The organism is Bacillus sp. DX3.1 (assembly GCF_030292155.1).
Lineage (GTDB): Bacteria > Bacillota > Bacilli > Bacillales > Bacillaceae_G > Bacillus_A.
In genome coordinates, this window is record NZ_CP128153.1 from 4,390,833 (window position 1) to 4,413,306 (window position 22,474).

Below are 22,474 nucleotides of genomic sequence, written 5' to 3' on the forward strand. Positions count from 1 at the left end.
ATATAAAAAACGCTGAACTCTAACTTTTGTATTGTACCACAATTTCTCATAGAAACAGTACTTCACCTCATTTTTCTTTTCAATGAAAACATGCTATTCTTTTAGGCAGTGAATGAAGAAAATGAGGTCGATATATTATGCATTATGATGTTATTGTCATCGGCGGCGGTCCTTCAGGATTAATGGCCGCTATCGGTGCTGCTGAAGAAGGCGCACGCGTCTTGCTTCTTGATAAAGGGAATAAACTTGGACGTAAACTTGCTATTTCTGGTGGTGGACGCTGTAATGTCACGAATCGCTTACCACTCGATGAAATTGTCAAACATATACCAGGAAACGGACGCTTTTTATACAGTGCTTTTTCTATCTTTAATAATGAAGATATTATTCAATTCTTCGAGAAGCTTGGTGTACAGCTAAAAGAAGAAGATCATGGTCGTATGTTCCCGGTATCAAATAAAGCACAATCTGTTGTTGACGCTTTATTAACAAGAATGAAGGAACTAGGCGTTACGATGCGTACCAATACACCTGTTCAAACAGTAGAATATGAAAATGGGCAACCGAAAGCCGTTGTGCTGCAAACTGGTGAAGTTCTTGAAACAAAACATGTGGTTATCGCTGTTGGCGGAAAATCCGTACCTCACACAGGTTCCACTGGAGACGGATATGCTTGGGCTGAAAAAGCTGGGCATACCATTACAGAGCTTTTTCCAACTGAAGTACCCATTACTTCTAATGAACCATTTATCCGTGAACGTACACTACAAGGATTGGCTTTACGTGATGTAACACTAAGCGTATTAAACCCAAAGGGAAAAGTTGTTGAATCACATACGATGGATATGCTTTTTACCCATTTCGGTATTTCTGGACCTGCCGCTCTTCGCTGCAGCCAGTTTGTTATTAAAACGATGAAAAAGTTTAAAACAAATACTGTGCAAATGAGTATCGATGCACTTCCAGACGAAAATAGTGAACAGCTCTTCCAGCGCATGATGAAACAAATTAAAGAAGAACCGAAAAAAGGAATCAAAAATGTTTTAAAAGGTTACGTTCCGGAACGTTATTTCTTGTTCCTATTAGAGAAAAATGAAATCGACGGTAGTGGGCAGGCCGGACAAACTTCTCATGAGAAAATCCGCGCACTTGTCAAAGACTTCAAGGAATTTACGTTAACAGTAAATGGAACACAGCCGCTTGAAAAAGCATTCGTTACAGGTGGTGGTGTCTCCGTAAAAGAAATTTATCCGAAAGAAATGTCTTCCAAACTAATGAATGGATTATACTTCTGCGGAGAAATTCTAGATATTCACGGATATACAGGTGGATATAATATTACTTCTGCTCTTGTCACTGGTCGAATCGCCGGAACAACTGCAGGGCAAAACGCAAAAATACAGTACTAAAAAAGAAACATGGGTGGATTCTTTCCACTCTTGTTTCTTTTTTGTTGCTTTATATAGCTTAGTACCTTTATATTTTATAATGTTGAATATTCGAAAAGGGATAAAGTGAAACTTTCATCAATGGGGGAGTTTCTTCATCCCCCATTGATGGTTAGTTGAACGAATCGGGCTTTTACGGGCAGTTGTCTCCCACCTATCTTCCTCGTTTCTCTCTGAACCTTGAGGTGGGGGTATTATTGCCCGTTAACGCGGGGCAAAGGGGTAATTATATGAGAAAAAAAATCATGATATCTTTAATGTTAATGACGTTCCTTTCCGCTGTTGAAGGAACAATTGTTAGTACAGCTATCCCTCGTATAACGAGTGATTTATCTGGCGTCGAACTTGTTAGCTGGGTGTATGCGATCTATATGTTAGCAACAGCTGTCTCGACTCCAATCTATGGAAAGCTAGCCGATTTATTCGGACGTAAAAAAGTACTGCTAATTGGTGCAGCTATCTTTTTAATCGGTTCTGCGCTGTGCGGAGTCGTGACGTCTATGGAGCAATTAATTCTCTTCCGTGCTCTGCAAGGTATAGGTGCCGGTGCCGTTATGCCAATTACAATGACGATTATTGGTGACTTATATAGCGAGGCGAAAGACCGTGCAAAAGCACAAGGCTGGATGAGTGCTGTTTGGGGCGTTTCAGGTGTTGTTGGACCGTTAGTAGGTGGATTTTTAGTTGATTCCCTTTCTTGGCGCTACATCTTCTTCTTAAACGTTCCATTTGGAATTCTTGCTTGCGCCATGATTGCAATTTTCTACAAAGAATCGATTAAACCAGCAAAGCACCATATCGATTATCCTGGTGCTCTTATCTTCTCACTTAGCACAATTGCTTTGCTATATGCACTCTTAACAGGAAGCAGTAAGCAAAACTGGGGAGACATCACAATTATTGGTCTATTAGTCTTTGCAGTTGTTTCATTCATCATTTTCTTATTTGTTGAGAAAAAATCTCCGGAGCCATTAATTCCGTTAGCACTTTTCTCTAATCGTACGTTATCAACTGTAAACATATTAACACTTATTGCTGGTGCGATGATTATTAGTATTACGATGTACTTACCGATTTGGAGCCAAGGTGTATTAGGAAAAAACGCTACAGAAGCTGGCCTTATTCTTATGCCAATTCCTGTTCTTTGGACAGTCGGTGCCATTCTTTCTGGTAATTTAGTTGGTAAGTTACAAACAAAGCAAATTATTTTACTTGGAGCCAGCATTTTATCAATTGCTACCTTCTTATTGTTTACATTATCGACTCATTCACCAGCATTTCTTATTTATGTTGCAGTAGGGCTGTTCGGTTTAGGAATGGGACTCATCACACCAATTTACATGGTAACAATTCAAGCAGCTGTCCCAGCTCATACACGCGGAACAGCAGTCGGTTTAAACACATTTATTAATACATTCAGCCAAACATTAGGTGCAGCTGTCTTTGGAACAATCTTTAATACGATGATTCATGCACGAGGCATCAAAAACCTTGATCTTGTATCTTCTGGAGGTCATGGGACTGCAACGAACGTAGTAACAGAATCACAAGAAGCATTGGCTTCGAGCGTGCACGTGATTTATATGTCAACATTCGTATTAGCACTGCTTACATTATTCATCGGATGGCTCATGTTAAAACCAGCTACAAATAAAACGGAAGCTACCGGACAATAATTACCGATAAAGTGAAACTTTGATTAGTGGGGGTCTTTATCCCCCACCTAACTTCTTGACTTCCTGCCGAATTTTGAGGTGGGGGTATTACTGCCGCGAATAGCGGGATAAAAAAGAGGATGATCGCTATGAACGATCATCCTTTTCTATTACAATAACTTGCAATTCTTTTTCTCCATCATTTTCAACCACATGTTTGAGCATCGACAACTTATTATTCCAAAATTGCTCGTAAAACGAAAGCCACTGTTTTAATTCTGCTAACGGTTCAGGTTGTAACCGATACAGCTTTTCTCTTCCTACCTTTCTTCCACTTACTAATTTTGCTTCTGAAAGAATGTGAAGGTGCTTCGCAACGGCTGTACGGCTCATCGGAAAATGAGCTGTTATTTTAGAAATCGGTAATTCTTTTTCAATCAATAAACGGAGTACTTCTCGACGGGTTGGATCAGCAATGGCTTGAAAAACATCATATTTTGCTGCTGATGAGGACACTTATCCCTCGACAACCTTTTTCAGTTTTTCGTTTACAATTGCTACCCAGCCATTACCCATTCTATCGCGAATCACAGAGCTTTTCTCGTTCGCTTTCGGAAGAATTTCATCAGGTTGTTTCCATCCGCCATGAATAAGAGTGAACTCCGTCTTATCGCCTAATTCTTTTAGAACAAATGAAATCATCCAACCATCTGTATCCCAAGAAAAAGATAAACGATGAGGTTCATCAATTTCTAACACCTTACATGGAGATGGTCCAAAAGGTGATTGCACATGAAATTCATGTCCTACCTTTGGCTCAAAATCATTTGGCATAAACCAAGACGCAATCCCTTCCGAAGTAGATACCGTACTCCATACTTTTTGAATAGACGCTTCAAAAATAACCGTTTGCTTAATGTCTTGTAATGTATTTTGATGATTTGTTTCCATAATAGCTCTCCTTCATTTCCACTTAAAATATAACACCTTTTGGTTTCGTTTTTTATAATATAACACCTTTTGGTTTCATGTCAAGATATGTCTATATGAAAAGAAATAAGCCATTTTGTTCCATACGAAGCCCAATAATGATTTCACTGTATTACATCTCTTTTTCAAATACATGATCTGTTCGTTCCACCACTTTTTTTGGAACCAATAGCAGTCTTCCTCTAATTCATGTTTCCATTCATTCATATATGAACGAATTCCCCCTCCATACCGCTTAAAGAACATAAAAAAGAGCTGGCTCCCCAGCTCTTTTTTATGTTTTATAGACAACCATCGCCGAAAAACAATAAATTTGATTTTCATCATCATTAATGGATACACCAACTTGATACTTAATATCTACAAGTTGTTCGTCATTCAGCTTCTTCAAAAATGTATTCACGGAGTCTTCCAAGTCCTTTTCATGACTTTCATCAAACACTTTGACGCGAATCATATTAACACCATCCTAGATCGCAGCCCTCTACTGCCGGATTCCTACCACGGTGCGTATCTATGATGCGATAAAACTTACCATCCTCATATAAGTATCCGTCTTCTAACACATATTGCTTCTCTTTATCTTTAGTATAGACATAAAACTTACCAATCATAAATGCACTAGAATATAATTCCAAATAATCCGTTTTAAATTTTGCAACTACCTTATTCGTAATATCAATTTTAATTGTGCGCCCCACCTTCAAGCCTCCTTTCGAAAAGGAACGGATTTAAATTTATTTTATTAGCGATTTTACATTTTATGAATAAAAATCCATCATGACTCTTTGTCTTTTTTCCTATATGCAACCCTCTCCTCATTCTTGTGACATTTGCACTTTTTGACAAAATAAAACCTTCTTTTCCTTCATCTCCGCCACGTTTTCAGATGACATTTTTACCACCCAACATAACAAATAAAAAATATGCAAAATGACCACAAAAAACATTTGACATTAACATCAAATTCATGATAATATAATAAATTTGATATTTCCACCTCCATATGTTATACTTGAGAAGGTTACCACATATGGAGGTGGATGATTTGTTTCAAATTGGTGATAAAATTGTTTATCCCATGCATGGGGCAGGTGTAATTGAAGCGATCGAGGATAAAGAAGTGTTAGGAAAAACACGTCAGTATTGTGTTATCAAGATGCTCATTAGTGATATGCAAGTGATGATTCCTATGGATAAAGTCGAAAGTTCAGGCATACGTTGTATTGTCGACAAAGATACATTAGAAAATGTATTATGTGTCGTTCACAATGGAGAACCCGACCACTCACTCTCATGGAAGCAAAGATATACGCTAAACATGGAAAAAATGAAAAAGGGCGAAATACAAGAAGGCGCTGAAGTGGTTCGTGATTTAATACACCGAAATAAAGAAAGAGCGCTAAATGCGAGTGAGAAACAAATGCTAGATAATGCACGAAAAATTTTAATTAGTGAAGTCGCACTCGTACAAGACGTCTCTGAAAATCAAGCAACTGATTTGTTGTATGATACGATGAATCATTAAAAAACGTTTCCTATTTTTCAAATAGATAGAAGCTTTATATGTAAACTAAAAATAGCCGAAAGCTATTTTTTTTTGCATACAGAAGGCTCTCTATATATCCATTTTGATTTTTCGACATATAAGCCGCGGCTATGGATAACAAAAGGTGACCTGCACTCGTTTTCTCTCTTTGTTTTCACTATGTCTGGGCAGGAAAAGGATCTGACCGCTTCTATGCATGAATGGATGCTCTCTCCCACCTAAAAAGAAGGGTTTTATCCCGCATTAACGGGCAGTAATACCCCCACCTCAAATTTCTGCAGAAAGCAAAGAAGTTAAGTGAGGGATAAACTGCCCGTAAAAGCCCGATTGGTTCAACTAATAATCAGCAGGGGATGAAGAAAACCCCCACTGATTAAAGTTTCACTTTATGTCGGTTTTTTAATTTGGATTTATATAAATACAAAAAGATGCCTGTATCAGTGATCATACAGACATCTTTTTTCTATTTTCTCTAAACGAATCATCCATACCGATGAGTGACAATCGCTTATTCTATTTCATATTATTTACGATTCAACACCATTAACAACTTTTCTTGACTATACATCCACACTGTAATAATTAAACAAGCAAGTGCGACTTCTGATAACGCCATAAATCCAATCGCATAATGACCTGTTAATTGGAATAATAGAGTTAAAATTAATGGTGGGAAGAAACCACCTAATCCTCCTAAAGCTGAGACAAGTCCATTCACGATTCCCGCTTGCTCAGAAAAGTACATCGGCACAAGTTTGAAGATTGTTCCATTTCCAATTCCTGCACAGAATGCAACAAGTAGGCAACCAAATGTATACACGTTCATACTTGGCATAAACGATAAAATAATACCAGATAGTGTTAAACCAATGAATACAAAGATTAATATCTTAAATGGATTAAATTTATCACCAAGCCAACCACCAATTGGACGCATTACTGTTGCTAATAAGATGAATCCAGCTGTCCGCATGCCTGCATCTACTTTTTCTAATCCAAAGTGAGATACTAAAAAGTTTGGTAGATATACTGTAAATGCAACAAACGATCCAAATGTTAAAAAGTAGAAAATACATAAGAACCAAAGCTTTTCATTTTTGTATACACCTTTTATTTGTTCCATTAATGGTGTATTCACTTTTTTCTCCTTGCGATCACCTAATAAAAAGTTCATAAGTGCAAACACGGCAAGTAAAATTAAATAGCACTGTACAGTTGTTCTCCAACCAAATGAAGTTGCAATCACAGGTGCTAAGAAAGAGGTAATTGCTGTTCCAGCGTTACCCACACCATAAATGCCGTTTACAAAACCATGACGCTCTTTCGGATAATATTTCGGCAGGGAGGTTACACCTACGGAGAACACAGCTCCGCCAATCCCTACAAATAAACCACCAATAATTAAATCCATCATAGAGCTCGCAATACTAATATAAAAGACAGGGAATAATAAAATAATAAAGCTTATAAAAAATAATTTTCTCGCTCCGTAACGATTGGTCCAATAACCAATTGGGATCCGAAGTACCGATCCTAAAATAACAGGTACTGCTGTAACAAGGGAAATTTGTCCTACCGTTAACGCAATGTCTACTTTAATAAACGGCATTAACGAAGATAAAATCACCCATACCATAAAACCAATAACAAGATTAGAAGTTTGTAAACTTAACTGAAAATTCGGACTTCTCATCTCTTTCGCCTCCTATTTTGTTCAATGTTTCACAATGCATATTAATTCCCTCCAGTCTAATCACGTACTTCCATGATTAGACTGGAAAAAATCAACCACCGCTCACTGGTGGAATTAATGCTACAACATCACCAGCTTGTATTTTGTCATCTTCATTTGCATATTCTTCATTTACAGCAACCATAATCTGCCCTGAAACTGCTATATGATGTTCCTTTGTAAGGATATCTTTTAATTCTGCAACGGTAATATTTTCACAATCTATTTTTAGCTCATTTGTTCCCGCTTCTTCTTGCAAATGTGCAAATAATAATACTTGAATCATTTTCTCATCTCCTTTCCAGGTTCTCCGTTTGGATACGGTGTTTTTTCTAATTGATCACCAATCCATGAATCGCCATCTTCCCAAAACTCCTTTTTCCAAATCGGAACAATTTGTTTAATGCGTTCCATGATGTATTCATTTGCTTCATAGGCTGCTTTTCGGTGCGGTGTTGATACAGCAACAACAACGGCAATATCAGAAATTTGTAATGTACCGATGCGATGTGTAATCGCAACATGTGTCCCAGGCCATTTCTCTTTCACTTCAGCGCCAATTTTCGCAAGCATTTTTTCTGCCATTGTATGATAAGCTGCGTACTCTAAATATAATGTACGACGCCCTTTCGTAAATTCTCTCACAGTGCCAATAAAAGTTGTCACAGCACCGCATTCACGACGAATCACTTTATTTGTTACCTCTTCAATCGAAATAGGTGTATCTATTACTTCATAATGCGTTTGTGTCATTTTGCACCCCTTACCATTTGGACGAACCATTCCATATATAATTCTTCCTCTGTTATATGAAATGTTTTATATGTTTTTTGTAGCCTTTGTGTAACTTCATTCCATGTAATGACTGCCATCACATTCTCTACTTTATCTAGCAAAGCAAGATCTTCATCTGTTCGAAGCAACACTATCTTTGGATACGTTTCTTTTTTGTACCCTTCAATCAAAATCATGTCTACTTCGAAAAATGTATATAAACGAATGATTTCTTGTAAGGACCACTTATCATGAAGAGCAGATAGTGATAATAATCCCGCTCCTTCTACGCTACTCACGACAGCTCCCGCTTGCAAGTGGCGTTCACTATCTTTTTTCGGTATTTCCGGATAGCCACCATGTCCGTGATGCTTAATTGTGGCAACTTTCATTCCTTCATATGTCAAAACTTGAATCAGCTTCTCCACAAGCGTTGTTTTCCCGCTATTTTGATAACCTACTATTTGTAAGATTGGAGCGGTTCTGCCCATGGCCACTCACTTCCTCGGCTCGATTCTAGTAATAATACCGAAACTGTCATTCCTGCCTCAAACCCCCTGGTTCCTCCTGGCAATACAATAAAAGCCGTCGCATCTGCAAGAGAAGAAACTGCGCTTGATTTATCTAAACCAACTGGCATCGCTTGCAACTGACCATTGACGATTTCTACTTTTCCTCTTACAAACCGTGTAAATGGATTTGCTTTTGAAAAGTCTTTCTGTAAAATAGCGTCTGCGCGATATGCATGTGGTTTTTTCGCATGAAGGAACATTTGAATAACCGGATGAGTGAATAACTCAAATCCAACATAGCAGGCAGATGGGTTACCAGATAAGCCGAATAACAGTTTTCCATTTACTTCAGCTACCGTTGTTACACTACCTGGTCGCATCGCTATTTTATTAAAAAGAACATTGGCATTTAGCTTTTCGTAAATAGCAGGCAAGTAATCATAATCGCCTACCGAAACACCGCCAGTTGTAATAAGAATATCTACTTCATCCGTCGCTGCTTTCACAGCCTCGTAGCAAGCTTCTAAATTATCAGCAAGTTGTCCATAATACCGTACTTTTCCGCCAGTTCTAGCAATTTGAGCTGCAATCATATATGAATTGCTATTTCTAATCTTTCCTGGCTCAAGTGGTTCATGTACATCTAACAGCTCACTCCCCGTTGTAACAATCCCAACAATCGGCTGTTTGATAACCTTTACTGAGCTATAGCCAAACGTTGCTAAAAGTGCGGCTACACCTGGATTAATTGCCGTACCTTTTTCTACAAGTACATGATTTTGTTTTACATCTTCACCTTTGAATGAAATATTATCACCATTTGCGAAAGTGCGCTTTAGCTTCATGTATGTTTTTCCGCTTCTTTCAAACCCTTCCGTGAGTTCTAACATCACAACTGCATCACAGTCTTCTGGAATGGCTGCTCCTGTCATAATCCGAACAGCTTGAAAGGCCTTCACTTCGTCTGTAAAAACAGAGCCAGCTCCAATCTCTCCTATTACCTCAAATTCAATTGGATGATTGCTACTCGCCTCTTTTGTATCTTCCGCCCGAATCGCAAATCCATCATATGGAGAGCGATCGAAATGCGGGACATCGTGATCTGCTACAACATCTTCCCCAAGAATTCTTCCATAGCTTTCGATAATAGAAACTTTTTCTGTTTTACCTTGCTGCGCATATTTCATCACCCGCGCGACTGCTTCAGCAACAGGAATTGGAAATCGTTTTTCTAGCATTCTTTTTCACCCCATATTTGCAAAATATCACATCTTGGTTACACTTTATATTGTACAATGCTAATCATACTAGCAATTACTTCAAGGAGGAATTCCATGTCTTCATTCACTCATTTTAATGACCAAGGTCGTGCCAAAATGGTCGATATTAGCGATAAAAAAGTTACAGTACGAACAGCAATTGCATGCTCTAGCATCCTTGTTACGAAAGAAATTTACAATAAAATCTCTCATAATGAAATTGGAAAGGGCGATGTATTAGCAGTCGCACAAATTGCAGGTATTATGGCCGCGAAACGCACTGCCGATATTATCCCAATGTGTCACCCCTTACTTTTAAAAGGAGTAGATGTCTCCTTCAATTGGGAAATTACTGAAGAGCAACACCGTTTACGAATTGAAGTAAAAGTAAAAACTGAAGGTAGCACCGGTGTTGAAATGGAAGCTTTAACGGCCGCTTCCGCGACAGCTCTTACTGTGTATGACATGTGTAAGGCCGTTGATAAAGGCATGGTTATTGGAGAGACATACCTGCTTGAAAAAACAGGTGGGAAAAGTGGAGATTACGTAAGAAATTCACTTTCCTAACTCGTCCCTTCTCCCCGAACCTAAAGGACATTCCTTTAGGTTCATCCTATATAACGGGCATATAATCGCTTGGCAACTTGCATATCATTTGTCCCATGAATAAATGCCCTACCATCTGTAAATAGAACAAAACGATATTCATCAATCGGAAACGACAATAAATGCGGTGTCATTTTTACATTCACACTTTTTTGTAAGCGCTTTTTAATTTCTTCTAAATTAAAAAATTGCGGTATCCCTGGGCGGATTTGAACCGTATTCCGCCCACATAGTACCTCTGTTTTCGTCTGCGATTCAAACGTTAAACTTGGATACGTACGCAGCTTTCCGCAAGATGGGCATGTATCTTTTTTCTGTCTATTTACTTTAAACGCCATATGTTGATTGTTCCAAAGATCGAATGATAACATCGTTCCCCGCAGTGACTGAAAATCTTCCACCAATATTTTCAAAGCTTCTGTCACTTGATGCGCAACGACCATTTGTACAGCTGGTTGTATAATTCCGGCCGTATCACATGTTGCTCCGCTCGTTGGATGTTCCATCAGACAACGAAAACATGGTGTTTTTCCTGGAAGAATTGTATATGTGACCCCGTAGCTCCCAACGCATCCTCCGTATATCCAAGGAATATTGTATTTTTGTGAAATATCATTTATAAGAAGACGTGTATCAAAATTGTCGGTCGCATCTAGTATTAAATCCACATTCTTGATTAACTCTTCCATTTCTTGCATTGTAACGTCTGTCACGACTGGTACGATTTCTACTTCAGAATTAATCTTACCTAAATACTCGGCCGCTGCAACTGCTTTCGGCTTGTACTGCTTTGCATCTTCCTCTGTATATAACTGCTGTCGCTGTAAGTTGCTCCACTCGACATAATCACGGTCAGCAATCGTCAGTTTTCCAATTCCTGCTCTGACAATCGCTTCTGCGTTTGCCGCTCCGAGTGCACCAGCACCGATAATGAGTACATGCTTCTCTCTTATCTTTCGTTGCCCGTCTTCACCAACCCCAGAAAATAATATTTGCCTTGAGTAACGCTCCTGCACGCGGCATCCCCCTTTCTTTATCCTCCTATATAAGACATTTCAATTTTTGGCCGATTTTTTGCAGTTTCTTCCGTTCGTTCATCTGAATACCGATCTTTTCGGTATCCCCATACATCTTGCACTACTTTTAATAAATCGGGATCAGAAATATCTTCTCGAAGAAGAGTTCGTAAATCTGTTCCTTTCGTTGCAAACAAACATGTATAAAACTTACCATCTGCCGAAATCCTTGCTCTCGTACAAGAAGAACAGAAAGACTCAGAAACTGAAGTGATAAATCCAACTTCCACATCACTTCCAACATAACGATAACGCTTGGCAACCTCTCCAAAATAATGAGGTTCAGCAGGTTCAATTGGGTACACCCGACCGATCTTCTCAATCAATTCTTGTTTCGTAATCACTTGTTCAAAGTTCCATCCGTTCGTACTACCGACATCCATAAACTCGATAAAGCGAAGCGAAATTTCCTGTTCTTTGAAATAAGCGGCCATCGGAAGAATTTGACTATCATTCATTCCCTTTTTCACAACCATATTTACCTTCACTTCAAGTCCTGCCGCTTTTGCTGCCGCAATCCCTTTTAGCACAGGTTTTGTACTAATATTCCGGCCATTAATTTTGCGAAATACATCATCTTCTATCGCATCTAAACTAACATTCACTCGTTGTAACCCTGCTTCTTTTAACGCCTTCGCTTGCTTTGTTAAGTGAATACCGTTTGTCGTCAGCCCAATATCCGTTAAACCCTCAATCTTCACAAGCCGTTCAATGAGCTGCGTTAAGTCTTTACGCAGTAATGGTTCACCGCCTGTAAGCCTAATTTTCTTTACGCCTATGCTAACAAACAATTTTGCTAATCGTTCAATTTCATCGAATGTAAGCAAGAATTCATCTTGTAAAAATGCATACTCAGGCCCGAACACTTCAGCTGGCATACAATATGTGCATCGAAAGTTACAACGATCAATGACAGAGATGCGTAAATCTTGAAGTGGACGTTGCAAGGAATCTCTAATCTTCTCGCGCATCGTCACCCCTCCTTTTCTGCTAAATTCGTATCTATCTTCATTCTATTATAATATATTTTAAAACTGCGATGTTTTTGCTCAAGTTCTTTATTGATTTTCCCTTTTTTATTTGCCTTCATCATAAAAAAGAAGAGAGATATACGTTGTGACATTTCTCACATCGCATTCTCCATTCAAAAAATCTTCACAAATTCGTTCGAATTTTGTTCACATTTCTATGCGAATTACCTTCTACAAATTGAAACTTCTTATATATCTTTTCCTTACACTCATTTTTTTAAATATACAAATCCATTTTGATTTTTCGATATATAAGTCGCGGCTGTGGATAACAAAAGGTGACCTGCACTCGGTTTCTCTCTTTGTTTTCACTATGTCTGGGCAAGAAAAGGATCTGACCGCTTCTATGCATGGCCGGATGCTCTCTCCCACCTAAAAAGAAGGGTTTTATGTCGGTTTTTTAATTTGTATTTATATAAAAACCTTGAGACCTCACAATCCCAAGACAGAAGTTTATATTATATGGAATTTTTTAACTCATCACGAAAGATGAGGAAATATCTATTCTGTATCCATTTGTATTTGTGTGCGATACTGATCTCCCCAATCACGTATCATTACAATAATTTGAATTAACGACTTTCCAAATTCCGTTAATGAATACTCGACCTTCGATGGATCAGGTTGTTGAATCGATCCAATAATCTAAAAAGGTGTCTGCAAAAGACACTCTTTTTTCAGTATTAAAAGTGCGCTTGCTCACAGATAAAAATCAGCTTATCGCTTATACTATATTGAAAATATTTCTTGCATTTTTACCATAATTACATCCACAATAGGGAATAGACTGCTTTAAGAAGAAAGGTGCTTGCTGTGACAAACCATACGGCATTATCGAAAGATTTAAAAGAATTACTTGCATCTGTTGAATATAAAATGCAGATGAATAAAGGAAGTTATATTTTCCAAGAAGGTATGGAAGCGAAAGAACTCTATATCGTTCACTCTGGAAAAGTGCAGATTAGTAAAATTAGCGCTGATGGGCAAGAATTAACACTTCGCATTTGTTCACAACACGATGTTATCGGGGAATTAACATTGTTTTCAGAGAACGCAAAGTATTTATTAAATTCGAAATGCCTTGTAGACGTTGAGGTGGGAGTCATTAAACGGGACGCCTTAGAAAAAGCATTGCTTCAAAAACCTGCTCTTGCATTTGAATTTATGAAATGGATTAGCGAGCATCTACGAAGGATGCAAACAAAATTCCGTGATTTAGTATTACATGGAAAAAAAGGTGCTCTTTATTCTACACTCATTCGCATGACGAATAGTTATGGCGTATTAAAAGAAAATGGAATTCTCATCGATCTCCCTTTAACAAATCAAGAACTTGCGAATTTCTGTGCAACCTCACGCGAAAGCGTAAACCGAATGTTAAATGATTTAAAAAAACAAGGAACAATTTCTATTCATAAAGGAAAAATCACTATTCATGATTTACAATTTTTAAAATGTGAAATTGCTTGTGAAGATTGTCCTACCTCTGTTTGTAGTATTGAGTAGCCTCTCTATTTGAGATGCTATTCTTTTTTTCTTTCTTCTTTTCTTTCTTCTTTTACTCTACATAAAAAAATTCCTCTGTGATGTGTAAAAAATCACAATTTTTTAGAAATCTTTTGATGCTGATCTGATTTTTGACAATCTGTTGAACTGTGATAGATATCACATCCCTATTTTGCACGCTCTTTTATAGTGAAAGTAAGCAAGAGAGACGTAATAAAGGAGTGAACAGTATGAAAAAGAAACCTTCGGCACTAATGAAACGTTTAAAATATTTTTCTCCAATAGATCGCTATAACGACAATCATACACAAGAAACATATGAAGACCGTGAATGGGAAAATGTGTACAGAAAGCGTTGGCAGCATGATAAAGTAATCCGTTCTACACACGGTGTAAACTGTACTGGTTCTTGTAGCTGGAACATTTATGTAAAAGATGGAATCGTAACCTGGGAAGGCCAAGAACTTAACTATCCATCTACTGGCCCTGATATGCCTGATTTTGAACCGCGAGGATGTCCACGTGGAGCAAGTTTTTCTTGGTACATTTATAGTCCACTTCGCGTGAAATACCCATATGTACGCGGCGTCCTTTGGAATATGTGGCAAGAGGAACTTCAAAATCATAAATCTCCACTAGATGCATGGAAAAGCATCGTAGAAAATCCTGAAAAAGCACGCGCATACAAGCAAGCTCGTGGTAAAGGTGGATTTGTTCGTGCAAATTGGAAAGAAGTATTACAACTTGTTTCCGCTTCTATGCTCTATACGATAACTAAATATGGTCCAGACCGAAATGTCGGATTCTCACCAATTCCAGCGATGTCTATGTTAAGCTATGCTGCTGGTAGCCGATTTATGCATCTTATGGGCGGCCCAATGCTTAGCTTTTATGATTGGTATGCTGACTTACCACCAGCTTCACCACAAATTTGGGGCGATCAAACCGATGTTCCAGAAAGTAGTGATTGGTACAACTCTGGTTACATTATGACATGGGGTTCAAACGTACCAATGACAAGAACGCCAGATGCCCATTTCTTAGCAGAAGTGCGCTACAAAGGAACGAAAGTCGTTTCCGTAAGTCCTGATTTTGCTGAATCAACAAAATTTGCAGATGATTGGATGAGCGTAAAACAAGGTACAGATGGTGCTCTTGCAATGGCAATGGGTCACGTTATTTTACAAGAGTTTTACGTGGACAAACAAGTGGAATACTTCACAAATTATGCGAAGCAATATACCGATTTCCCATTCCTTGTCACATTAAAACAACAAGGAGATCAATTCGTTGCAGATCGTTTCTTAAACGCTACTGATATTGGTCGTGAAACAAAACTTGGTGAATGGAAACCAATTCTTTGGAACGATAATTCAAATGATTTCGCACTGCCGCATGGTACGATGGGATCGCGCTGGGATAACGAAAAGAAATGGAATTTACGCTTAGAAGATGAACAAACAGGTGAAAAAATTGATCCACGTCTTTCTTTACTTGGTATGGAAGATGCGGTGGGAACTGTACAAATCCCATATTTCTCCGATGACGGAAACAAAGTATTAGAGCGTACAATTCCAGTGAAAAAAATCGCTACACCAGAAGGCGATATTTTCGTTACAACTGTATACGACTTAACTTTAGCAAACTACGGTGTCAACCGCGGACTTGGTGGTCAAGAACCGAAAGACTTTAATGATGATGTGCCATTTACACCAGCATGGCAAGAAAAAATGACTGGAGTAAAAAGAGAACTTGTTATTCAGATTGCCCGTGAATTTGCTCAAAATGCAGTTGATACAAATGGACGCTCGATGATTATTGTCGGTGCTGGTATTAACCATTGGTTTAACTCTGATACGATTTACCGCGCTGTTCTCAACCTTGTTCTTCTTGTTGGTGCACAAGGTGTAAACGGCGGTGGTTGGGCGCATTACGTTGGACAAGAAAAATTACGTCCAGCAGAAGGTTGGCAAACCGTCGCAACAGCAAAAGATTGGGGAGTTTTACCAAAACTACAAAATGGTACATCCTTCTTCTACTTTGTAACGGATCAATGGCGCTATGAAGATACACCAGTTGGACACTTGGCATCGCCAATTGTCGGAAACTCTCGTTACCAACATCACGGTGATTACAATGTGTTAGCCGCTCGTCTTGGCTGGTTACCTTCTTATCCAACATTCGAGAAAAGTGGAATTGAAATATATAAAGAAGCAGTTGCTGCTGGAGCGACAACCCAAGAAGAAATCGGGAACTACGTTGCCCAAAAGCTAAAAGAAAAAGAACTGAAATTTGCAATTGAAGACCCAGATAACAAAAATAACTTCCCGCGCAACTTATTTGTTTGGCGTGCAAACTTAATTTCAAGTTCTGGTAAAGGACATGAATATTTCTTAAAACATTTATTAGGTACAACAAATGGATTACTGAATGATGATAGTGATTCATTACGACCAGAAGAAATCAATTGGCGTGAAGAAGCACCTGAAGGAAAACTTGATCTATTAATCAACTTAGATTTCCGTATGGCCGGAACAGCACTATATTCTGATATCGTCCTTCCTGCCTCAACTTGGTATGAAAAACACGATTTAAGTAGTACTGATATGCATCCGTTCGTACATCCATTCAATCCAGCAATTGGTTCACCTTGGGAAGCACGTTCTGACTGGGATATTTTCACTTCACTTTCAAAAGCAGTCTCTGATTTAGCAGAGGAGCTTGATCTTGAACCAATGAAAGAGGTTGTGGCAACACCACTTCTTCACGATACGCCGCAAGAATTAGCGCAACCGCTTGGCCGAATTAAAGACTGGAGTAAAGGCGAGTGCGAACCAATTCCAGGTAAAACAATGCCGAAAATTCAGGTTGTGGAGTATGATTATAAAACAATTTATGACAAAATGACTGCACTTGGACCAAATCTTAAAACAATTGGTATAAAAGGTATGTCCTGGTCAGCCGAAAAAGAATACGAGCAATTAAAGAGCAAATTAGGTGTAAACCGCACTGATTCAATTGCAAAAGGATGCCCTGATCTAACAGAAGCAATCAATGCAGCGGAAGCAGTCTTAACACTTTCTTCTACAACAAACGGGCATATGGCCGTTAAAGCATGGGAAGCTCTTGAAAAACAAACAGATTTAAAACTGCGTGATTTAGCGGAAGAACGCGAAGAAGAATGCTTCACATTCGACCAAATTACAGCACAGCCAAAAACAGTTATTACCTCTCCTGCTTTCTCAGGTTCTGAAAAAGGCGGACGCCGTTACTCACCATTTACAACAAATGTCGAGCGTCTTATTCCTTGGAGAACGATAACTGGACGTCAATCTTTCTATTTAGACCATGACATGATGAAAGAGTTTGGTGAAACAATGGCGACATTCAAGCCAATACTGCAGCATAAACCATTCCGTAAATCGCGTCCTGAAGTAGAAGGAAAAGAAATTACACTCAACTATTTAACACCGCATAATAAGTGGTCGATTCATAGTATGTACTTCGATTCCTTACCGATGTTAACACTGTTCCGTGGTGGTCCAACTGTTTGGATGAACAAAGATGATGCCGCCGAAGCTGGCGTTGCTGATAATGATTGGATCGAATGCTTTAACCGTAACGGCGTTGTCGTAGCACGCGCTGTCGTAACGCATCGTATCCCAAGAGGAATGGCCTTTATGCATCACGCACAAGATCGCCATATTAACGTGCCTGGTACAAACTTAACAAGTAATCGCGGAGGAACACATAATAGTCCAACGCGCATTCATGTCAAACCAACACATATGATTGGTGGGTACGGTCAATTAAGCTATGGCTTTAACTACTATGGCCCAACCGGGAACCAACGTGATTTAAACGTCGTTATCCGTAAACTGAAGGAGGTAGATTGGCTTGAAGATTAAAGCACAAGTCGGAATGGTAATGAACCTAGATAAATGCATCGGCTGCCACACTTGTAGCGTAACATGCAAAAACACCTGGACGAATCGTCCAGGTGCTGAATATATGTATTTCAACAACGTAGAAACAAAACCTGGTATCGGTTATCCAAAACAGTGGGAAGATCAAGAAAAATATAAAGGCGGCTGGGAATTAAAAAAAGGTGAACTCCAGCTAAAATCCGGTTCAAAAATGAAACGCCTTGCGAACATTTTTCATAACCCAGATCAACCTACTATCGATGATTATTTTGAACCTTGGAACTATGATTATGAAACATTAACAAATAGCCCACAGCGTAAGCATCAACCTGTAGCTCGCCCAAAATCGGCAATTACTGGTGAATTTATCGACAAAATTGAATGGGGTCCTAACTGGGAAGATGATTTAGCAGGTGGACATATAACAGGTTTACAAGATCCAAACGTCAAGAAAATGGAAGAAGAGATTAAAACAGACTTTGAAAATGTCTTTATGATGTATCTACCTCGCATTTGCGAACATTGTCTGAATCCATCTTGCGTGTCTTCTTGTCCATCTGGGTCGATGTATAAGCGTGAAGAAGATGGTATTGTACTTGTCGATCAAAACGCATGCCGCGCTTGGAGATTCTGTGTATCTTCTTGCCCATATAAAAAAGTATATTTCAACTGGCAAACAAATAAAGCTGAAAAATGTACAATGTGCTTCCCGCGTATCGAAGCTGGTATGCCAACAATTTGTTCTGAAACATGCGTAGGACGTATCCGTTATATTGGAGTCATGTTATATGACGCTGACAAGGTAAAAGAAGCTGCTTCTGTAGAGGATGAAAAAGATTTATATGAATCTCAGCTTACTGTCTTCTTAGATCCAAACGATCCAGAAGTAGCCGCTGAAGCAATAAAACAAGGTATTCCAGAAGAATGGATCAAAGCAGCTCAGCAATCACCAATTTATAAAATGATTATTGATTGGAAAATTGCACTTCCTCTTCACCCAGAATATCGCACTATGCCGATGGTTTGGTATATTCCACCGTTAAGTCCAATTATGAACATGGTAGAAGGCAAAGGAAGCAATTGGCAAGCAGAAGAGATTTTCCCTGCTATCGATAATATGCGCATTCCAATTGAATATTTAGCTAACTTACTCACTGCAGGCGATGAATCTCACATTCGTCTTACATTGAAAAAAATGGCCGTGATGCGTGCTCATATGAGAGCACTTCAAATTAATAAAGAACCAAATGAAGATGTATTAAAAGAAATTGGCTTAACAAAAGAAGATGTAGAGGATATGTATCGTCTCCTTGCTATTGCAAAATATAAAGATCGTTTTGTCATCCCGACTTCTCATCGTGAGCAAGTAGCAGACCTGTACAGCGAACAAGGAAGCTGCGGCCTTTCTTTCGAAGGTGGTCCTGGTTCTTGTATGACGATTTCTTAAATGACAGGAGGTAACAAATATGAAACAGAGTTTACAAACGGCTTTTTCTTGTTCTTCCTTTCTTCTCTCCTATCCTGAACCGGGGTGGAGAGAGGCTTTATCAGAACTACAAGAAAATATCGATACAATTACACATGAAGAAATTCGCACGACACTTACAACTTTCATAAAACAAGTGCAAGAAAAAACAAATAATCAACTCATCGACTCTTACGTATACACATTCGACTTCGGAAAGAAGACAAATCTGTATCTCACTTATATGAATACAGGTGAACAACGGGAACGCGGCGTTGAATTATTAGAGTTAAAACAGCACTATAAAAATGCTGGCTTTGCTGTAACAGATAAAGAACTGCCGGATTATTTACCGCTTTTATTAGAATTTCTTGCGAATGCACATGAAGAAGATAGTAAACCAATTATGAATCAGTACGTTAAAAATATACAAGCACTACATGAACAGTTACAAGATGCAAATTCTATGTATGAACCAATTGTAGCTTCCATCCTACTCGCTATTAATGCGTGGGAATTACAAACGAACTAGAAAGGAGTGTCGTAAAAATGATGGATCAATTTTTATGGGTGCTGTTCCCTTATATCATTTTCGCAATCTTCATTGGTGGACACATCTTCAGATATAACTACGATCAATTTGGCTGGACATCTAAATCTAGTGAATTGTTAGAGAAGAAACTGCTTCGAGTTGGAAGTCTGTTATTTCACTTTGGGATTATATTCGTAATCGGCGGACATGTTATGGGGATCTTAATTCCAGAATCCGTATACCATTCACTAGGTGTTTCTGAACATATGTATCATATAGTAGCAATTAGCTTTGGACTTCCTGCAGGCGTTGCTTCTGTTATTGGGCTAGTTATTTTAACGTATCGCCGCTTTACAGTAAAACGCATTATCGCAACAAGTACAACAGGAGATTATGTTGCTCTCATCTTATTGCTTATTGTTATGCTGGCAGGACTTTCTTCAACCTTTTTAAATATTGACTCAAAAGGGTTTGATTACCGTACAACAATTGGACCATGGTTCCGCAGTCTCTTTATTTTTCAGCCGAAGGCCGAATATATGACGGAAGTACCTCTTTGGTTTAAGATTCATATCATTGCAGCGATGGGACTCTTTGCAGTGTGGCCATTTACAAGACTTGTGCATGTTTTTAGTGCTCCAATTAAATATTTAAGCCGCAGTTATGTGATTTACCGCAAACGTATGCCGCTGCAAATGAAGAAATAATCCCCTGCCTCTACAGGGGATTTTTTTATAAATCTGGTACAGAATCAAGGCTACCTGTATTAGGAGTAGACTGCATGGTGCCTGTTATATTCGCACTTGAAGTATTGATATTTGAAGCATTACTAGTACTTATTCCTGTTGCAGGTCCTTTTGTATAGGTAGTAGTTACGGTATCCCCTGGATTCAAGCAAAGGTTCGTCGCTGTTCCAATTACAGTCACAACATCAATATAAGTTGGTCCTGTTGAACCGCTATATGTTTTTGATGCAGTAAATGAAGTATCTCTCAAGTTATCTCCTGTAAATAAATTCCCATAATTATTCACAATCACAAACTCTTTAATATTTGCAGGCATTGGTATTCAACCTTTCTATTATGCGCCTAGTGTTAGTTCACTCGTCTCTAACGGAGGGATAAATACTGCACCTGGTGGTACAACTGCTGGCATACGTTTTCCATTTAGGAAAGTAGCAAAACTCGAGCCTCCCGAGCCAGCATACAATTTTACTGCAGCAAATGGTTCAATATTATAGCTATCACCTAGGTTTACTGTCCCCCGATTATTAATGATTTTGATTTTACGAATAAACGCACTCATGAGCTTCCTCCCTTCTATAGAAAATGACTCTTTTGTACACTGTATGCAAAAGAAAAAAACTTGAAACAGATACGTTTCAAGTTTTAAAAAGGAACTATTGAATTTCGCCTTCATACTGCAGCATACCGCCAACCATATTAACTGTTTTGTACCCAAGCTCATTTAAATAGTGGCAAACATTCTCACTGCGCATTCCTGATCGACAAATGAAAATATATTCATTTTCTTTATCAAAGAATTCCACTTTATTTGGGATATCACTCATTTTAATATGTACAGCTTCTGGAATTTTCCCTTGTGCTACTTCCTCATCTTCACGTACATCCACTAAAAATAATGTTTCCCCTTTTTCTAAACGCTCTTGCACTTCTTGTCCTGTAACTGTTTTTATATCAGACATTTAAAATTCCTCCTTTTATAAAGTAAAACTTTAATCAGTGGGGATTTCCTTCATCCCCACTGATTATTAGCCTTCACCCATCGGTGATTTTGCGGGCAGTTTATCCCACACCTAGCTTCTTTACTGAACTTTGAGGTGGAGTATTACTGCCTGCAAATAGCGGGATAGAGTGAAACGTCCCGCAATGAAATTTGCCTTCAGGCTTACTGAGGATTCTTACTTCTATGGGCAACTTCTTTCCCTCTTTTTTAATTGCTTAAAATCTTATCATCAGAAAAGTCATTTTCCCATAAAGCAGCATCGATTCATCACCAATTTTAGCACGCAAAAGCACGAACGCAAAGAATTGATGCTTTCTTTCCTCCATTATTTCTCAACACAATTGTTAATTTATACCATTTACAAAATAGACTCTTACATTGTATTCTCAATATACTTGTTTTACGAAAGGAGTGGCTTTATATGACACTTTTGCTTTTCTTTATAGGTATCGTCTTTTTGATTTTTTCTTTAAGCACACTCGGTGCATTTAACAAGAAAAAAAAGACCAAGTCCTCTCAAGAAATACCATTCATTTTTCTACTACTAGGTATGGCTTTCCTTGGATTATCAATTTCTACATACGTCTTTCGTTTACATATTCTATAGCTCTGTTTATTTTATACTTTTCAATCTATATAAATCCATTTTGATTTTTCGACATATAGC

General features: G+C 38.4%; 23 protein-coding genes and 1 pseudogene. 9 read left to right on the forward strand and 15 right to left on the reverse strand.

The window, feature by feature from the left end; all coding sequences use genetic code 11:
• Positions 1-137: 137 nt before the first annotated feature.
• Positions 138-1,409 carry a BaiN/RdsA family NAD(P)/FAD-dependent oxidoreductase gene (locus QRE67_RS22035; protein WP_286122319.1) on the forward strand — a complete coding sequence of 424 codons (1,272 nt, stop codon included), beginning with the start codon at positions 138-140 and terminating at the stop codon, positions 1,407-1,409.
• Between the two features lie 269 nt (positions 1,410-1,678).
• Positions 1,679-3,124, forward strand: coding sequence for an MDR family MFS transporter (locus QRE67_RS22040; protein WP_286122320.1), 1,446 nt, complete (start codon positions 1,679-1,681; stop codon positions 3,122-3,124).
• 126 nt (positions 3,125-3,250) lie between these two features.
• On the opposite strand, the gene QRE67_RS22045 is transcribed toward QRE67_RS22040, so the two are convergent.
• The 4 genes from QRE67_RS22045 to QRE67_RS22060 all read right to left on the reverse strand — a co-directional run bounded on the left by QRE67_RS22045 (position 3,251) and on the right by QRE67_RS22060 (position 4,794).
• Positions 3,251-3,619, reverse strand: coding sequence for an ArsR/SmtB family transcription factor (locus tag QRE67_RS22045; protein ID WP_286122321.1), 369 nt, complete (start codon positions 3,617-3,619; stop codon positions 3,251-3,253).
• Positions 3,620-4,054, reverse strand: a complete 435-nt coding sequence (locus QRE67_RS22050; protein WP_286122322.1) for an SRPBCC family protein — start codon at positions 4,052-4,054, stop codon at positions 3,620-3,622.
• 313 nt (positions 4,055-4,367) lie between these two features.
• Positions 4,368-4,550, reverse strand: a complete 183-nt coding sequence (locus tag QRE67_RS22055; RefSeq protein ID WP_286122323.1) for a sporulation protein Cse60 — start codon at positions 4,548-4,550, stop codon at positions 4,368-4,370.
• A gap of 1 nt (position 4,551) precedes the next feature.
• Positions 4,552-4,794 (reverse strand): DUF2553 family protein, encoded by a 243-nt coding sequence (locus QRE67_RS22060; protein WP_286122324.1) that lies wholly within the window; start codon positions 4,792-4,794, stop codon positions 4,552-4,554.
• A 332-nt stretch (positions 4,795-5,126) separates the two neighbouring features.
• Here QRE67_RS22060 and QRE67_RS22065 point away from each other — a divergent pair, with 332 nt between their 5' ends.
• Positions 5,127-5,621 carry a CarD family transcriptional regulator gene (locus QRE67_RS22065; protein ID WP_286122325.1) on the forward strand — a complete coding sequence of 165 codons (495 nt, stop codon included), beginning with the start codon at positions 5,127-5,129 and terminating at the stop codon, positions 5,619-5,621.
• A 544-nt stretch (positions 5,622-6,165) separates the two neighbouring features.
• Here QRE67_RS22065 and narK read toward each other — a convergent pair.
• From narK to QRE67_RS22090, 5 genes are all read right to left on the reverse strand, one after another.
• Positions 6,166-7,335 carry a nitrate transporter NarK gene (gene narK, locus QRE67_RS22070; RefSeq protein WP_286122326.1) on the reverse strand — a complete coding sequence of 390 codons (1,170 nt, stop codon included), beginning with the start codon at positions 7,333-7,335 and terminating at the stop codon, positions 6,166-6,168.
• Positions 7,336-7,426: 91 nt separating this feature from the next.
• Positions 7,427-7,660, reverse strand: coding sequence for a molybdopterin converting factor subunit 1 (gene moaD, locus QRE67_RS22075; RefSeq protein ID WP_286122327.1), 234 nt, complete (start codon positions 7,658-7,660; stop codon positions 7,427-7,429).
• The gene (locus tag QRE67_RS22080; protein ID WP_286122328.1) at positions 7,657-8,127 is read right to left on the reverse strand and encodes a molybdenum cofactor biosynthesis protein MoaE; all 471 of its coding nucleotides are present in this window, start codon (positions 8,125-8,127) and stop codon (positions 7,657-7,659) included. The genes moaD and QRE67_RS22080 overlap by 4 nt, the downstream gene beginning before the upstream one ends.
• Positions 8,124-8,645 (reverse strand): molybdopterin-guanine dinucleotide biosynthesis protein B, encoded by a 522-nt coding sequence (gene mobB, locus QRE67_RS22085; RefSeq protein WP_286122329.1) that lies wholly within the window; start codon positions 8,643-8,645, stop codon positions 8,124-8,126. Before mobB ends, QRE67_RS22080 begins: the two co-directional genes overlap by 4 nt.
• Complete coding sequence (locus QRE67_RS22090) at positions 8,609-9,898, reverse strand: molybdopterin molybdotransferase MoeA (protein ID WP_286122330.1); 1,290 nt, start codon at positions 9,896-9,898, stop codon at positions 8,609-8,611. The genes mobB and QRE67_RS22090 overlap by 37 nt, the downstream gene beginning before the upstream one ends.
• Positions 9,899-9,994: 96 nt before the next feature.
• Between QRE67_RS22090 and moaC the strand changes: the two genes are divergently transcribed.
• Positions 9,995-10,486 (forward strand): cyclic pyranopterin monophosphate synthase MoaC, encoded by a 492-nt coding sequence (gene moaC, locus QRE67_RS22095; RefSeq protein ID WP_286122331.1) that lies wholly within the window; start codon positions 9,995-9,997, stop codon positions 10,484-10,486.
• A 41-nt stretch (positions 10,487-10,527) separates the two neighbouring features.
• Here moaC and QRE67_RS22100 read toward each other — a convergent pair whose 3' ends face one another.
• The 3 genes and pseudogenes from QRE67_RS22100 to QRE67_RS22110 form a co-directional block, all read right to left on the reverse strand.
• Positions 10,528-11,541, reverse strand: a complete 1,014-nt coding sequence (locus tag QRE67_RS22100; protein WP_286122332.1) for a molybdopterin-synthase adenylyltransferase MoeB — start codon at positions 11,539-11,541, stop codon at positions 10,528-10,530.
• Between the two features lie 17 nt (positions 11,542-11,558).
• A complete protein-coding gene (gene moaA, locus QRE67_RS22105; protein ID WP_286122333.1) occupies positions 11,559-12,572 on the reverse strand; it encodes a GTP 3',8-cyclase MoaA in 1,014 nt (337 codons plus the stop codon).
• Between the two features lie 561 nt (positions 12,573-13,133).
• Positions 13,134-13,250: pseudogene (locus QRE67_RS22110) on the reverse strand (winged helix-turn-helix transcriptional regulator); the annotation flags it as partial.
• A 195-nt stretch (positions 13,251-13,445) separates the two neighbouring features.
• Here QRE67_RS22110 and QRE67_RS22115 point away from each other — a divergent pair.
• The 5 genes from QRE67_RS22115 to narI all read left to right on the forward strand — a co-directional run bounded on the left by QRE67_RS22115 (position 13,446) and on the right by narI (position 20,768).
• A complete protein-coding gene (locus tag QRE67_RS22115) occupies positions 13,446-14,138 on the forward strand; it encodes a Crp/Fnr family transcriptional regulator (RefSeq protein WP_286122334.1) in 693 nt (230 codons plus the stop codon).
• A 230-nt stretch (positions 14,139-14,368) separates the two neighbouring features.
• Positions 14,369-18,046, forward strand: coding sequence for a nitrate reductase subunit alpha (locus tag QRE67_RS22120; RefSeq protein WP_286122335.1), 3,678 nt, complete (start codon positions 14,369-14,371; stop codon positions 18,044-18,046).
• The gene (narH, locus tag QRE67_RS22125) at positions 18,036-19,511 is read left to right on the forward strand and encodes a nitrate reductase subunit beta (RefSeq protein ID WP_286122336.1); all 1,476 of its coding nucleotides are present in this window, start codon (positions 18,036-18,038) and stop codon (positions 19,509-19,511) included. The genes QRE67_RS22120 and narH overlap by 11 nt, the downstream gene beginning before the upstream one ends.
• 19 nt (positions 19,512-19,530) lie before the next feature.
• Positions 19,531-20,061 carry a nitrate reductase molybdenum cofactor assembly chaperone gene (narJ, locus tag QRE67_RS22130; RefSeq protein ID WP_286122337.1) on the forward strand — a complete coding sequence of 177 codons (531 nt, stop codon included), beginning with the start codon at positions 19,531-19,533 and terminating at the stop codon, positions 20,059-20,061.
• 17 nt (positions 20,062-20,078) lie between these two features.
• Positions 20,079-20,768 (forward strand): respiratory nitrate reductase subunit gamma, encoded by a 690-nt coding sequence (narI, locus tag QRE67_RS22135; protein WP_286122338.1) that lies wholly within the window; start codon positions 20,079-20,081, stop codon positions 20,766-20,768.
• A 25-nt stretch (positions 20,769-20,793) separates the two neighbouring features.
• Here the strand turns inward: narI and QRE67_RS22140 are convergent, their stop codons facing one another.
• From QRE67_RS22140 to QRE67_RS22150, 3 genes are all read right to left on the reverse strand, one after another.
• Positions 20,794-21,123, reverse strand: coding sequence for a hypothetical protein (locus QRE67_RS22140; RefSeq protein ID WP_286122339.1), 330 nt, complete (start codon positions 21,121-21,123; stop codon positions 20,794-20,796).
• Between the two features lie 18 nt (positions 21,124-21,141).
• On the reverse strand, positions 21,142-21,366 hold the full coding sequence (locus tag QRE67_RS22145) for a spore germination protein (RefSeq protein WP_286122340.1): 225 nt from the start codon (positions 21,364-21,366) through the stop codon (positions 21,142-21,144).
• A gap of 94 nt (positions 21,367-21,460) precedes the next feature.
• Entirely contained in the window at positions 21,461-21,766 is a 306-nt protein-coding gene (locus tag QRE67_RS22150) for a rhodanese-like domain-containing protein (RefSeq protein WP_286122341.1), read from the reverse strand.
• Between the last annotated feature and the right edge of the window lie 708 nt (positions 21,767-22,474).